The sequence below is a fragment of the Pseudomonas sp. TWI929 genome (genome assembly GCF_039673335.1).
GTDB lineage: Bacteria > Pseudomonadota > Gammaproteobacteria > Pseudomonadales > Pseudomonadaceae > Aquipseudomonas.
In genome coordinates this window covers 1-12,163 of record NZ_JBDJLK010000118.1, presented here as the reverse complement: position 1 = coordinate 12,163, position 12,163 = coordinate 1, and the positions used below count along the sequence as shown (strand labels likewise).

General features: G+C 62.3%; 14 protein-coding genes and 1 pseudogene. 6 read left to right on the top strand and 9 right to left on the bottom strand.

The features are described 5' to 3' along the window. Positions 1–181: 181 nt before the first annotated feature. Positions 182–901: a 1-acylglycerol-3-phosphate O-acyltransferase gene (locus ABE456_RS26640; protein ID WP_346646584.1), complete on the top strand. Its 720-nt coding sequence runs from the start codon at positions 182–184 to the stop codon at positions 899–901. A 64-nt stretch (positions 902–965) separates the two neighbouring features. Next, positions 966–1,937 (top strand): magnesium and cobalt transport protein CorA, encoded by a 972-nt coding sequence (locus tag ABE456_RS26635; RefSeq protein ID WP_016500951.1) that lies wholly within the window; start codon positions 966–968, stop codon positions 1,935–1,937. Between the two features lie 117 nt (positions 1,938–2,054). Here the strand turns inward: ABE456_RS26635 and ABE456_RS26630 are convergent, their stop codons facing one another. Continuing rightward, complete coding sequence (locus tag ABE456_RS26630) at positions 2,055–2,786, bottom strand: amidotransferase (RefSeq protein WP_346646583.1); 732 nt, start codon at positions 2,784–2,786, stop codon at positions 2,055–2,057. Between the two features lie 235 nt (positions 2,787–3,021). Beyond that, entirely contained in the window at positions 3,022–3,315 is a 294-nt protein-coding gene (locus ABE456_RS26625) for a hypothetical protein (RefSeq protein WP_346646585.1), read from the bottom strand. Between ABE456_RS26625 and ABE456_RS26620 the strand changes: the two genes are divergently transcribed. Next, positions 3,314–4,114 carry a c-type cytochrome gene (locus ABE456_RS26620; protein WP_346646582.1) on the top strand — a complete coding sequence of 267 codons (801 nt, stop codon included), beginning with the start codon at positions 3,314–3,316 and terminating at the stop codon, positions 4,112–4,114. The genes ABE456_RS26625 and ABE456_RS26620 overlap by 2 nt on opposite strands. Before the next feature lie 107 nt (positions 4,115–4,221). On the opposite strand, the gene ABE456_RS26615 is transcribed toward ABE456_RS26620, so the two are convergent. From ABE456_RS26615 to ABE456_RS26595, 5 genes are all read right to left on the bottom strand, one after another. Next, a complete protein-coding gene (locus ABE456_RS26615) occupies positions 4,222–4,554 on the bottom strand; it encodes a ribonuclease E inhibitor RraB (RefSeq protein WP_016715077.1) in 333 nt (110 codons plus the stop codon). A 176-nt stretch (positions 4,555–4,730) separates the two neighbouring features. Then, positions 4,731–4,967: a hypothetical protein gene (locus ABE456_RS26610; protein ID WP_346646581.1), complete on the bottom strand. Its 237-nt coding sequence runs from the start codon at positions 4,965–4,967 to the stop codon at positions 4,731–4,733. Between the two features lie 251 nt (positions 4,968–5,218). Next, positions 5,219–7,276: an LTA synthase family protein gene (locus ABE456_RS26605; RefSeq protein WP_346646580.1), complete on the bottom strand. Its 2,058-nt coding sequence runs from the start codon at positions 7,274–7,276 to the stop codon at positions 5,219–5,221. A 241-nt stretch (positions 7,277–7,517) separates the two neighbouring features. Then, positions 7,518–7,709: a PLDc N-terminal domain-containing protein gene (locus tag ABE456_RS26600; protein ID WP_289129518.1), complete on the bottom strand. Its 192-nt coding sequence runs from the start codon at positions 7,707–7,709 to the stop codon at positions 7,518–7,520. A gap of 55 nt (positions 7,710–7,764) precedes the next feature. Then, on the bottom strand, positions 7,765–9,009 hold the full coding sequence (locus tag ABE456_RS26595) for a transposase (RefSeq protein WP_346646579.1): 1,245 nt from the start codon (positions 9,007–9,009) through the stop codon (positions 7,765–7,767). A gap of 77 nt (positions 9,010–9,086) precedes the next feature. Here ABE456_RS26595 and ABE456_RS26590 point away from each other — a divergent pair. Next, positions 9,087–9,185, top strand: a pseudogene (locus ABE456_RS26590) (IS200/IS605 family transposase); the annotation flags it as partial. A gap of 166 nt (positions 9,186–9,351) precedes the next feature. After that, a complete protein-coding gene (locus ABE456_RS26585) occupies positions 9,352–10,290 on the top strand; it encodes a ZIP family metal transporter (protein ID WP_346646578.1) in 939 nt (312 codons plus the stop codon). A gap of 152 nt (positions 10,291–10,442) precedes the next feature. Here the strand turns inward: ABE456_RS26585 and ABE456_RS26580 are convergent, their stop codons facing one another. Together ABE456_RS26580 and ABE456_RS26575 are read right to left on the bottom strand one after the other, a co-directional pair. Beyond that, complete coding sequence (locus tag ABE456_RS26580; protein WP_346646577.1) at positions 10,443–10,973, bottom strand: hypothetical protein; 531 nt, start codon at positions 10,971–10,973, stop codon at positions 10,443–10,445. Between the two features lie 60 nt (positions 10,974–11,033). Next, positions 11,034–11,558, bottom strand: a complete 525-nt coding sequence (locus ABE456_RS26575; protein WP_346646576.1) for an ankyrin repeat domain-containing protein — start codon at positions 11,556–11,558, stop codon at positions 11,034–11,036. Between the two features lie 265 nt (positions 11,559–11,823). Between ABE456_RS26575 and ABE456_RS26570 the strand changes: the two genes are divergently transcribed. Beyond that, a complete protein-coding gene (locus ABE456_RS26570; RefSeq protein ID WP_346646575.1) occupies positions 11,824–12,096 on the top strand; it encodes a DUF3509 domain-containing protein in 273 nt (90 codons plus the stop codon). Positions 12,097–12,163: the final 67 nt, after the last annotated feature.

Genomic DNA, 12,163 nt, shown 5'->3' with positions numbered 1-12,163 from the left:
CTAACCCCCACCCTCCCCCCATCATGAGAGTCGTGACCCCCTCTTGTGTGCGGCCCCCCCCCCCCCCCCCCCCCCCCCCCCCCCCCCCGCTCCTACAGGGCTCGTGGACGCAGCACCTGTATTTGCCCCGGCCAGTGCACACCCGTAAACTGCGCGGCGATTGTCTGGTGTGAGTCGTTCCATGCTTTATTCATTGCGCATGCTCCTGCTAGCGCTGCATTTTCTCGCGGTTGGCGCCGTGGGCCTGTTGATTGGCCTGTGCCGCCCCTTCAACCCCGACAACAGCCGAGTGTTCGCCCACCTCTACAGCCTGCCGGCTACCTGGCTGATGCGCATCAAGGTCAAGGCCGAAGTCGGCCCACTGTTGGACCAGCCGCCCGGCTGTGTGATCGTCGCCAACCACCAGTCCAACTTCGACCTGTTCGTACTCGGCCAGGTGGTGCCACAACGCACGGTGGCCATCGGCAAGAAAAGCCTGCGTTGGGTTCCGCTGTTCGGCCAGTTGTTCTGGCTGGGCGGCAACGTGCTGATCGACCGCAACAACTCCTACCAGGCGCGCAAGGCCATGCAGAAGACCACACGGGTACTGCAGGACGACACCTCGATCTGGATTTTCCCGGAAGGCACGCGCAATGCCGGCGAGCATTTGCTGGCGTTCAAGAAAGGCGCGTTTCACATGGCCATCGAGGCCGGTGTGCCGATCGTGCCGGTGTGTGTCAGCCGCTATGCCAGGCGCCTGCGCCTGAACAGCTGGCGCCAACGCTCGGTAATCGTGCGCTCGCTGCCGCCGATTGCCACGACGGGCATGACCCTGCAGGACCTGCCTCAGCTGATTGAACAGTGCCGGGGGCAGATGCAGCAGTGCATCGACCGCATGGAAGGGGAACTGGCCCAAGGATAGGTTGCCCTCGCGCCCACCAAGGCCCAAGCTGTAACCCGTGTTCAACCGGAATAAGCGGGCAACCATGGGTCGAGTCGTGGCATCGGCGGTGTACAGCGCCGGCAGAAAGGTCACCAACATCAGCATCGACGAAGGCAGCGAGTGGGCGCGCAAGCCGGGGCACTTCGTGTGGATCGGCCTGGAGGAGCCCAATGCCGAGGAACTGGCCAACCTGCAGCGCCAGTTCAACCTGCACGAACTGGCCATCGAAGACGCCCTGGAAAAGCACAGCCGGCCCAAGCTGGAAACCTTTGGCGACGCCTTGTTCATCGTCACCTACTCGCCGGTGCGCCACGAAGGCAAGCTGGAGTTCATCGAAACCCACATCTTCGCTGGCAATGGCTACATCATCACCTGCCGCAACGGCCACTCCAAGTCGTACGCCCTGGTGCGCCAACGCTGCGAGGCGCGGCCGTTGCTGCTGGAGCACGGCGAAGACTTCGTACTGTACGCCCTGCTCGACTTCGTGACCGAGAACTACCAGCCGGTCAGCGAGGCCATTCATGGCGAGATCGAGGAGCTGGAGCAAAGCGTGCTCGGCGGTTCGCTGCAGGAGGATGACATCCGCCGCCTGCACAGCCTGCGCCGCGACATCCTGCGCCTGCGCCGCTATGTGGCGCCGATGGTGGAAGTGAGCGAGGAACTGCAGCGCCTGAGCTTCCCGTTCATCGACAAGAACATGCGCCCGTACTTCCGTGATGTGCAGATCCATGTAACGCGGCAGATGGAGGATTTGGCCGGTATCCGCGACATCGCCAGCCAGACCATCGAGATCGGCATGCTGCTGGAGTCTTCACGGCAAAGCATCGTGCAGCGCAAGTTCGCGGCCTGGGCGGCGATTCTGGCGTTCCCTACGGCGATTGCCGGGATCTACGGGATGAACTTCCAGAACATGCCGGAGCTGGGCTGGCACTACGGGTATTTCGGGGTGCTGGGGGTGATTGTGCTGGGCTGTACGGGGTTGTTTGCCAGCTTCAAGAAATCGGGTTGGCTCTAGAAAGCCGGGGCCGCTTTGCGGCCCAATCGCGACACAAGGCCGCTCCCACAGGTCGATCGCGGTCCCTTGTAGGAGCGGCCTTGTGTCGCGATTGGGCTGCGCAGCAGCCCCCGGCCATCACGCCGCGTCGTGCTTGCTCACCGACTGCTGAATAAAGCGCAACATCCACTCGCCCACCAGGTCGCCCTGGTGTTCGGTCGCCAGGCTGGCCACGGCCTTGTGGTACACCTCATCACCCAAATATTCCTGGCGCGCATCCAGCAGCGCGCGGGAGTAGTCATGCACGAACTCCGGGTGGCCCTGGAAGCACAGCACCTGGTCACGAATGTGGTACGCCGCATTCGGGCAGAAATCGCTGGAGGCGATCACCGTGGCGCCTTCCGGCAGCTCGGTCACCTGGTCCTGGTGACTGATCAGCAAGGTCAGCTCCGACACTTCCGGGTCCATCCATGGCGCATGGGCCGCCAGCGAGTAACGGTGGATACCCACGCCCCAGCCCTTCTCTGCCCGCTCGGCCTTGCCGCCCAGGGTCAACGCCAGCAACTGGTGACCGAAACACACACCCAGCAGCTTCTCGCCACGCTCGTAAAGCTTCAGCAGGTAGGCCTTGAGGGTCTGGATCCAGGGGTCGGTACCAAACGAATCGGCCTTGCTGCCCGTCACAAGGTAGGCGTCGAACACTTCATTGTCGGCGGGGTAGTCGCCGTGCATCACGTTATACACACAAAATTCGGCGGCGATCGGCTGACGCGAGAAGAGCTGCTCGAACATCCTGCCGTAGCCCTGGTACTGCGCGGTCAACTCCGGTCGCAGGACATCGGTTTCAAGGATGCAGATGCGTAACGACATAGGGATAGTCCTGAACGACATGGGTGGGAATCTGCTGTAGAGACTGACGCGAAAGGCACGTACAAGCAAGTAGGCTGCACTGACGAACGGTCACATTTCGTCGGGCCCTGGCTGGCACTTGCGCCACTGTCTAGCCAGCGCATGCCAGTCGGCTGGCACTTGGCCTCATAGCCAGACGAAATCAATTAACCATGCCGTTAGAACAAATGGTTCTCAAATATGGATGACGCAGCCCCTACTGTTGGTTGTATATCCACTTACAAGAGGCAAGCAGTTCAGGCGCAAGTAACGCCACTGCGATCGACCCGCAGCGCGACAAGGAAGCCAACGGGTATTCAGGAATAACAACAAGAAGGCGGTCCGCCATGTTCAGACAATCGAAAATTCGCCAAGCTGGGCTCATTCTCTTCGCCACGACTTTGCTGTTGATCTTGCCGAACCTTACACGTTTGTTCGGATGACGGCGGCGGTGGCGCCAAACGGCAGCGCACAGGTAATCTTCCGGCCTTGATGGTTGGAGTTTGCCCATGCGCCACTGCCTTGCCCTGTTAGCGTTGCTCCTGAGCCTGCCGCTGTCGGCGGCGCAACTGCACCTTGAGCTCGGCGCTACAGCGCGCCAGTGGAGCAGTGCCGAACTGCTCGGCCACCCGCAGGCCAGGGACATCAGCATCGACCAGGACGTTTCCTACAAAAAGCCCATGCACTACCGGGCGGTACCACTGGCCACGCTGCTGGAAGGCGTGAGCGCCAGCGACCACCTGCAGGCGATTGCACTGGACGGCTTTGCCGCCGAAATGCCCGCTGCGCCACTGTTGCAGCAAGGGCCGGCACGGGCCTGGCTGGCCGTGGAAGACCCGGGCAAGCCGTGGCCGCCACTGGGCCAGGGCAAGCCGAGTGCCGGGCCGTTCTACCTGGTGTGGACGGCGCCGCAGGCCAGCGGCATTCGCCCGGAGCAGTGGCCGTTCCAGATTTCCAGTATTCGCAAGCTGGCGCCGGTGGAGCAGCGTTTTCCGGCGTTGTTGCCCGACCCGAAATTGCCGGCTGATAGCCCGGTGCGCCAGGGCTTTGCCTTGTTCCAGCAGAACTGCCTGGCCTGCCATAAGCTAAATGGTGCGGGGGATGCGCAGCTGGGGCCGGATTTGAATGTGCCGCATAACCCGACCGAATATTTTCAGCCGGCGTATTTGCGCAAGCTGATTCGGGACCCGCAGAGTTTGCGGCAGTGGCCGCAGGCGAAGATGCCAGGGTTTGCCGAAAGTGTATTGAGCGAACAGGAGTTGGATGCGTTGTTGGCCTATCTGGGGCATATGGCAATGCGTAAGCCTTGATGGCCTCTTCGCGGGTGAACCCGCTCCCACAGGGATATCACAGGACTTGAGGGCAGTGATATCCCTGTGGGAGCGGGCAAGCCCGCGAAGAAGGCAACACAAAACTTTCAGGCAATCGGTCGCTCGTGCTTGACCCCCCACCCTTCCACCTCACCACCATAAGGTGTCACCAGCTGCTCAAAGGCCTCTTCGAAGTCGCCAATCCCGCCATAGGTGGCATACATGACCTTGCTCAGCTCCAGGTGCCAGGCACCGTCGCCCAGCTCCTTGACCTGGGCATTGAGTGATTCACCGCGAAACTGCCCAGCCGCGCGGCGGGCCCCTGCTTCGTCGGGGAATACTGCGTAGAACTCGATGGGGTGGATCTGGGTGAAGTCGAACCCGCCTGCTTTCATCTGGCGCAGGACGTTGCTGCTGATATCGTCGTTCTGGCTGCTCATGAATCGTCCTCCTGAATAATGCAATGGATAGACTTTCCGTGCACTACGCACCTGCCGGCAACGGCCGGGCAGTTCGAGCTGATGCAAGACGCGAATTGAAGCGGTACCAGCCCGCAGAATAGGCTGGCACCTTCACCCAGCGTAGTGCCTGCCACGGCACCACGCAAACGTGTGGTTCAGGGCGTTTCGTGGATGCTGGTGATGGTCACGCCGCTGTGCTCCTTGAGCCAGCGTGCGGTGGGGGAAATGGTGCGGTCCTGGAAGTCGTTGAGGTCCAGCTCGTCCATCACCGGGAACAGGTGCGAACGGATGGCCCGCGCAGCGTCTTCCTCGCTGGGGCGCTGGTCGCCATGCAGGCTCAGGGTAGTGAGCACGCCTTTCTGGTCGGCAAAGATGACTTCCCACTCTTTCATTGAACGAACCCTCTCAGTCAGCGGACTCCGGGTGTGTGATGCCAGAATAACTGACCTTGGGGCGGGGAGAATGTTCAGTCAGAGGGAGCGGGAGCAGCGCATTTTTGTAGGAGCGGCCTTGTGTCGCGAAAGGGCCGTAAAGCGGCCCCAGCAATATCTGCGGCGAAGCTGATGGTGTGGGGCCGCTACGCGCCCCTTTCGCGACACAAGGCCGCTCCTACACGGCCCAGGTTCGTCTGGCGAAGCAGCTTTTACTTCGGTGTGCCGTGCACTACACCGGCAGTGTTATCCAGCAGGCTCTTGGTCGCCGTCTGGATATACGCTTCCAGCTTCTTGAGCATTTCCGGCTGGTCCGGGCTTTCGATCAGCTCGGCCTTGAACTCGCTGCCCAGCTGGTAGCGGTACATGCGCGGGGTCATGTCCTTGGACTCGATCAGAATGCGGTCGCCCTGCACCAGGCCGACGATCTGCTCGCTGCCCGACGGCTTGATCATGCCCACACCCTGGTCGCCCTCAGGCAGGTTGAGCAGGTCGCGGCCCCAGCACTGGTGGCGGGCCTGGCCACCCAGGCGGCCCATGATGGTCGGCACGATGTCGACCTGGGTACCCACGGTGTGGTTGACCGCACCAAACTTCTCCTGAATGCCCGGGGCAATCAGCAGCAGCGGCACGTTGAAGCGGCCCAGGTCCAGTTCGGTAACCTGCTGCTGGTTGCCAAAGCCATGGTCGCCGACGATGACGAACAGGGTGTCCTTGAAGTAAGGCTCTTTACGCGCCTTCTCGAAGAACTGGCCCAGCGCCCAGTCCGAATAACGCATGGCGGTCAGGTGCTCGTCCAGGCGGCCATGGCCGGTAACCTTCTCTACCGGCAAGTCCTTCGGCAGCGCATACGGGGTGTGGTTGGACAGGGTCTGCAGCAGCGCGTAGATCGGCTTCTTGCCATCGTGCTTGGCCAGCTCCTCGTTGCCACGGTCGAACATGTCCTGGTCGGACACGCCCCACGTCGGGTCGGAGAACACCGGGTTGACGAAGTCGTTACGGCCGATGAAGGTGGTCATGCCCTGGTTGCCGAAGAACCCGGACTGGTTGTCCCAGGCAAAGTCGCCGTTGTAAACGTACACGTCGTCGTAGTCACGGGCGCTGAGCAAGGCTGGCAGGCCAGACAGCTTGTGGCCGCCTTCCGGGGTCTGCATCAGGTATTCGAAGCCCGGCAGGTTGGGGAAGCAAGCCATGGTGGCAAACATGCCCTGGTGGGTATGGGTGCCGTTGGAGAAGAAGCGGTCGAACAGCAGGCCTTCTTTGGCCAGCTTGTCGAAGTACGGGGTGATGTTGTTGGGGCTGCCCAGCGCGCCTACCGAGTGGCCGGCGAAGCTTTCCATCAGGATCACCACCACGTTCTTGATCGGCAGGGTGCGCTCGGCCGGCGGCACAAAGTCGCGGCGGATGGCAGCCTCGTCGGCATCGACCAGGGTGTCGTTGGCGGTCAGCAGCTGTTCGCGCACGCTTTGCGTGGCCACGGTCTGCTCCAGTACCGGCTTCCAGATATTGGCGCGGTCTTCGCCGAAGCGGCTCTTGGCGGCGTCGATCAGGGTCAGGGTACCGTTCAGGCCCAGTTGGTTGACGAAGTTGGAGTCGGTGGTGAAGGCATCACCCCAGCGCATCGGTGGGCCCTGGCGCAGGGTGCCACGGGCGGCGACCACGGCCACCAGCAGAATCACCATGAACACCGCCAGGCGGCCGTACCACGGCGCCACACGTTGCTCGCCCTGGCCACGGGTGATGCGGTCGATACCCTTGAACAGCAAGCTCAGCAGCCAGGTGCCGAAGGCCCAGGCCAGCAGGTAGCGCACCACCGGGAAGCCGTACCAGAGCATGCTCAGTACGGTTTTCGGGTCTTCCTTGATGTACTGGAACACCAGGCCGTTGAGGCGCTGGTGGAACTCGCGGTAGAAGTCCATTTCCATCAGGCCGAGGAACATCACCACGCTCGAGGCGAGGGTCAGCCAGAAACGGAACACCCCACGGCGGGCCATGGCCCAAGGGCTGAGCAGGGCCAGCAGCAGCGGAATGCTGATGTACACCACCACCCGCAGGTCGAAGCGCAAGCCGTTGAAGAAGCCTTCGGCGACAGTCGAATAAGGGGTATCGCCGACCATATCGCTGTTGTAGACCAGCAGCGCCAGGCGCACGAGGCTGAGCATCAGCATGATCACCAGGCCGCTGAGCAGCGTGTAGGCCAGGTGGGATTTCAGGGTCGGCGAGAACGAAGCTCGCGCGCCCCGTTGCTTCAAGGCGTCCGTGTTAGCCATGAATGGGAAGGTCCTAGGATTGCGGGTTTGCGGAGATGGCGGTGGCGCTAGACCAACGCAGCATTGTGCGGGTGCGGATTCTGTTTAACCCAATGTGAAAATTTTGTCACGGCTGTGTTGCGGGTTTTGTCTGTGCTGGCCTCTTCGCGGGTAAACCCGCTCCCTCAGGGACCGCACCGCCCTCAAATTCTGTGCAGTACCTGTGGGAGCGGGTTTACCCGCGAAGAGGCCGGTACAGGCTTCAGATGCGCACATTCCCGCGCGGCCCGGCAATCGCCCAGATCACCAGCCCCACCACCGGCAGCAAGGCGATCAGCAAAATCCACAACACCTTGATGCCCACCTCGCTGCCACTCTTGAGCACATTGAGGATGGCCCAGATATCCAGCGCCAGAATGATCAGCCCGACCAGGCTGTTGAACGTCGACCCCATGCCTAAACTCCTGTGCCAAGGCTTTGCTGCACAGCATATTGACATCCTCCCCTGCCTAAAGGCAGGAGATTCCTACGGTGCTACGCGAGGATTCTCGCGTAGTCGCTTCGGTGGGTTCCTGCTTCATCGAGCGGCCCGACTGCACCGTCTCTCCACAGGCTGCAACGCGGTGTCCCCGCGCCAGTATGTTGATCGCGCCGACCACATCGGCGTTTTCCTCGAAGCCGCAGGCCACGCACCGGAATTGCGCTTGTGTCCTGCGGTTGGCCGCATTCACATGGCCGCACTGCGGACACGTACGGCTGGTGTTATGCGGCGCCACCGCAATAAGCAACCCGCCCGCCCATTGCAGTTTGTAGTGTAGTTGCCGCCTGAACTCGAACCAGCCTTGATCGAGGATGGCCTTGTTCAGGCCGGACTTGGCCTGCACGTTTTTACCCGGTGTTGCGACCGTGCCTGCCGCTGACTTGGACATGTTGCTCACCTGCAAGCCCTCGATGCACACCATCGCGTGGTTTTGGCTGATGGCTGTCGTGGCCTTGTGCAGGTAGTCGCGGCGAGCGTTGCCGATGCGGGCGTGAATGCGCTGGACTCGGGCTTTCGCCTTCTTCCAGTTGCTGCTGAATTTGCTCTTGCGACTCATCGCCCGCTGCGCACGGCATAACCGGACTTCATGCGTCTTGAAGCTGGCCAGCGGCGCAAGGTGGCTGCCATCGCTCATCGTGGCGAAGCGGGCAATGCCGACGTCAATGCCGATGGCGCTGGTGGCCTGCGGCACGGGTTGTTCGACTTCGCGCTCGGTCTGGATGCTCATAAACCATTTACCCGCGCTCAGGCTGACAGTGACGTTCCTGACCGCGCCCAGCGCCTCGCGGCTGTTGCGGTAGCGCAGCCAGCCCAGCTTGGGCAAAAAGATGCGGCTACTGGCCTGATCGAGCTTGATCTGCTTCGGATCGGGATAGCGGAAGCTGTCAGATTGGCCTTTCTTCTTGAAGCGCGGGAAGGCTGCGCGCTTGGCGAAGAAGTTGGCATAGGCGCGCTCCAGGTCCTTGAGCGTTTGTTGCAGCGGATGCACCGGCGCCTCCTTGAGCCACGGCGTCTCCAGCCCATTGCGCCACGCCGTGAGTGCCTTGCACAGACCGGCATAGCCGAGTTTCTTCTCGCCTTGCTCGTAGCGTTCCTTCTGCATTGCCAGCGCCTTGTTGAACACGAGCCGGCACGACCCCGCGAAGCGGCACATGTCGCGCTGCTGCTGGCCGGTCGGCATCAGTTGGTATTTGAAGGCTTGGAGGCGTTGCATGGGGATAATGTAGTTAGGTCAATGAGCAACGACAACGACCTTTGCCGTGAAAATTGCGTCTTCCTAATACACAGGGCGGCGCACTGTGGTCGCCCTCCTACTTCGCCGGTAGCTGCGACGGCGCTCCCATCGAAATCATCCGCCAATCCATCGAGCAACAGCAAACGCCGTATTGACTTCCACCGCCGAAGGACGCCTTCGGCGTCTGCGCTTTCCTTCCCAGCACTGAAGGACGGGGCTTGACGCGCACTGGGTCAGCTATCACACCCATAGAAGGGAATCCTTGGCGGTTGCCGCAGGTCCCTGAGTAAACTGCTTGCATCCACCGCTTTCGAGGTTCGCATGCCCCCCGCCCACACCCAAAGCGCCACGCCACCTTCGCTGCTGAACGCCTGGCGCCAGCAAGTCGTGAATACCCCCTGGCTCAGTGCCGGCCTGGGGCTGAGCCTGCTGGCAGTGATCGTGCTGCTGGCCGCCAGCCTGTGGAACGCGGTGCATGGCGACCACGCCGACAACCTGCACCTGGCCATGCTGGGTGGGCTGTCGGGCTTCGGCGCCACCGCCCTGGGCGCGGTGCTGGCGGTGGTACTGCGTGATGTCAGCGCGCGCACGCAGGATGTGATGCTGGGCTTTGCCGCCGGGATGATGCTGGCCGCCAGTTCGTTCTCGCTGATTCTGCCGGGCCTGGATGCCGCCCGCGAGATCACCGGCAATGGCCCCGCTGCAGCCTTTACCGTGGTGCTGGGCATGGGCCTGGGCGTGCTGCTGATGCTCGGCCTGGACCGCTTTACCCCGCACGAACACGAAAGCACCGGCCCCTGCGGGCCAGAGGCCGAGCGCATCAGCCGGGTATGGTTGTTCGTGCTGGCGATTACCCTACATAACCTGCCTGAGGGCATGGCCATTGGCGTGAGCTTTGCCAATGGCGACATGAACATCGGCCTGCCGCTGACCAGCGCCATTGCCATCCAGGACATCCCCGAGGGGCTGGCCGTGGCGCTGGCCTTGCGCGCCACCGGGCTGTCGAGCCTGAAGGCCGCGCTGGTGGCGATCGGGTCGGGGCTGATGGAGCCACTGGGGGCGGTGATCGGCCTGGGGATTTCGACCGGCTTTGCCCTGGCCTACCCGATCAGCATGGGGCTGGCGGCAGGGGCGATGATCTTTGTGGTGAGCCACGAGGTGATACCCGAAACCCATCGCAACGGGCACCAGACAGCGGCGACCCTGGGGTTGATGGGTGGGTTTGCGGTGATGATGTTCCTGGATACTGCGCTGGGCTAACTTGCCCTGCACCGGTCCCTGTAGGAGCGGCCTTGTGTCGCGATGGGCCGCAACGCGGCCCCGGCAATTTATGCGGCGAAGCTGAAATTGTTGGGGCCGCTGCGCGCCCCATCGCGACACAAGGCCGCTCCTACACGGGACCGTGCCAGCCTTTAGATGTGGACGGCTACTTTCAATGCTTCCAAAGCCGGCTCAACCTTGATCCCCACCTCGGCCCCCAGCTCCATTACCCGCGCCAGGTCATGCTGCCCCACCATCACCATCTGCAGCTCGTCATCCAGCAACTGGCTGAAATTCAGCAGCACATAGCCACCGGCCTCTTTGTTCAGTGCACCCATCTGCACCTGGATGCGGTTGAGCGCGGTCAGCGGCTCGGTGCGGGCCAGTTGCTTGGGCTTGAGGGTGAACGGCACGCTGTTGTCGAACGAGTCGCTGATTTGCTGGAACAGGTCCTGGTAGCTGTCGGCCTGGAACACCACGGTGTCCGGCAGGCTGCCCAGCACCACCCATTCACCCAGCGGGATGGGGAAGCTGTCGTCGTAGTTGATATCGGGGTTGGCAGCCAGGAAGGCGGCCGGGTCGGCGTAGGCCTGGGCGGCCTCGTCGGCGATGCGCTCGATGTCTGCCTCGCGCATGCAGCCGGCGCCAATGAGGCTGATGAATTCGAGCAACTGAGTTTTCATGAAAGGGGGCCTGCGACGGGTGAAAAGTCGCCAAGGATAGCCGCAAATGCCCCCTGACGGTTAGCCGGCCAGCGCTTGCAGGCGTGCCGCGACATCCACCGCACCCATGGTTTGCGCCGCCATCAGCGCGGTAGCACCGCGGGCATCCTGGCGCGCCGGGTCGGCGCCCTGGGCCAGCAGGTAGTCGAGGATTTCGCTGCGGTTGAACATGGCCGCCAGCATCAGCGCGGTGCGCCCGTCCTGCGCGGCGGCGTCCACCGGCACGCCGTGCTCCAACAGCAACTGGATCATGGCCAGGTCACCCTTGAACGCGGCACCGGCGATGGGCAACTGGCCGTTGTCGTTGGCAATCAGCGGGTCGGCGCCATGCTGCAGCAGCACGCGCACTGCGCCGTGGTGGCCATGGTAGCTGGCCAGCATCAGTAGGGTGTCGCCCTTGTGGTTGCGCAGGTTGGCCGGCAGGCCACTGGCAAGCAGGCGCCCGAGCATTTCGGCATCGCCCTGGCGGGCACGTTCGAACACCTGCTCGGCGAACGCGGCGGTTTCGTCGTCGGTCATGGTGGCGGGCGCGGTTTGGCTGGACATCGGGAACCTCCTGGCATAAATGATTGCCCAAGTTTTTGTCAGGCATGCCATTGCGGTCAAAGGTTCAGATTCTATGGGGCCGATAGGCAAAGCCGGTACCGTGCAAATTGCACTGTGCAAAATGCACGACCATGCAAGCTGCACGACAGCGCATGCGCAAATACCGCTTAACAGCCTGTATTTACTGGGCTTTTTCTAAATCAGCTTCTGGCACGGTCGCTGCAACCATCAACTCATGTCTGCCACACAACAGCCAGGAGTTGATATGGACCTCATCCAGCAAAAGTTCGTCTCGGTATTTTCGGCCTACCAGGTGAATACCCAAGCCCGCCCCGATGGCGGCGTGCTGCTGACCCTGCGTGCTGCAGATGGCAAGGTTACCCGCCGGGTGCTGACTTATGGGCAACTGCACAGTGCCGAGCAGCTGTCCTGGGCGATCAGCGCCATCCGCCGGGACCTGGCCGAGCAGGCCAGTGAATTGCCGGTGATTTCCATGCTGCAAAGCCAGCAGCGCTTTGCCCTGCCGACCTACCGCTAAGCTTTGTATAGCCTGAACTGGCCTCTTCGCGGGTAAACCCGCTCCCACAGATACACCAGTGATATCC

What these genes read in the sequence shown, in the direction of transcription:
- ABE456_RS26640 (WP_346646584.1), top strand. Translation starts at nt 182, where the DNA reads ATGCTTTATTCATTGCGCATGCTCCTGCTAGCGCTGCATTTTCTCGCG.
- ABE456_RS26635 (WP_016500951.1), top strand. Translation starts at nt 966, where the DNA reads ATGGGTCGAGTCGTGGCATCGGCGGTGTACAGCGCCGGCAGAAAGGTC.
- ABE456_RS26630 (WP_346646583.1), bottom strand. Translation starts at nt 2,786, where the DNA reads ATGTCGTTACGCATCTGCATCCTTGAAACCGATGTCCTGCGACCGGAG.
- ABE456_RS26620 (WP_346646582.1), top strand. Translation starts at nt 3,314, where the DNA reads ATGCGCCACTGCCTTGCCCTGTTAGCGTTGCTCCTGAGCCTGCCGCTG.
- ABE456_RS26625 (WP_346646585.1), bottom strand. Translation starts at nt 3,315, where the DNA reads ATGGGCAAACTCCAACCATCAAGGCCGGAAGATTACCTGTGCGCTGCC.
- ABE456_RS26615 (WP_016715077.1), bottom strand. Translation starts at nt 4,554, where the DNA reads ATGAGCAGCCAGAACGACGATATCAGCAGCAACGTCCTGCGCCAGATG.
- ABE456_RS26610 (WP_346646581.1), bottom strand. Translation starts at nt 4,967, where the DNA reads ATGAAAGAGTGGGAAGTCATCTTTGCCGACCAGAAAGGCGTGCTCACT.
- ABE456_RS26605 (WP_346646580.1), bottom strand. Translation starts at nt 7,276, where the DNA reads ATGGCTAACACGGACGCCTTGAAGCAACGGGGCGCGCGAGCTTCGTTC.
- ABE456_RS26600 (WP_289129518.1), bottom strand. Translation starts at nt 7,709, where the DNA reads ATGGGGTCGACGTTCAACAGCCTGGTCGGGCTGATCATTCTGGCGCTG.
- ABE456_RS26595 (WP_346646579.1), bottom strand. Translation starts at nt 9,009, where the DNA reads ATGCAACGCCTCCAAGCCTTCAAATACCAACTGATGCCGACCGGCCAG.
- ABE456_RS26585 (WP_346646578.1), top strand. Translation starts at nt 9,352, where the DNA reads ATGCCCCCCGCCCACACCCAAAGCGCCACGCCACCTTCGCTGCTGAAC.
- ABE456_RS26580 (WP_346646577.1), bottom strand. Translation starts at nt 10,973, where the DNA reads ATGAAAACTCAGTTGCTCGAATTCATCAGCCTCATTGGCGCCGGCTGC.
- ABE456_RS26575 (WP_346646576.1), bottom strand. Translation starts at nt 11,558, where the DNA reads ATGTCCAGCCAAACCGCGCCCGCCACCATGACCGACGACGAAACCGCC.
- ABE456_RS26570 (WP_346646575.1), top strand. Translation starts at nt 11,824, where the DNA reads ATGGACCTCATCCAGCAAAAGTTCGTCTCGGTATTTTCGGCCTACCAG.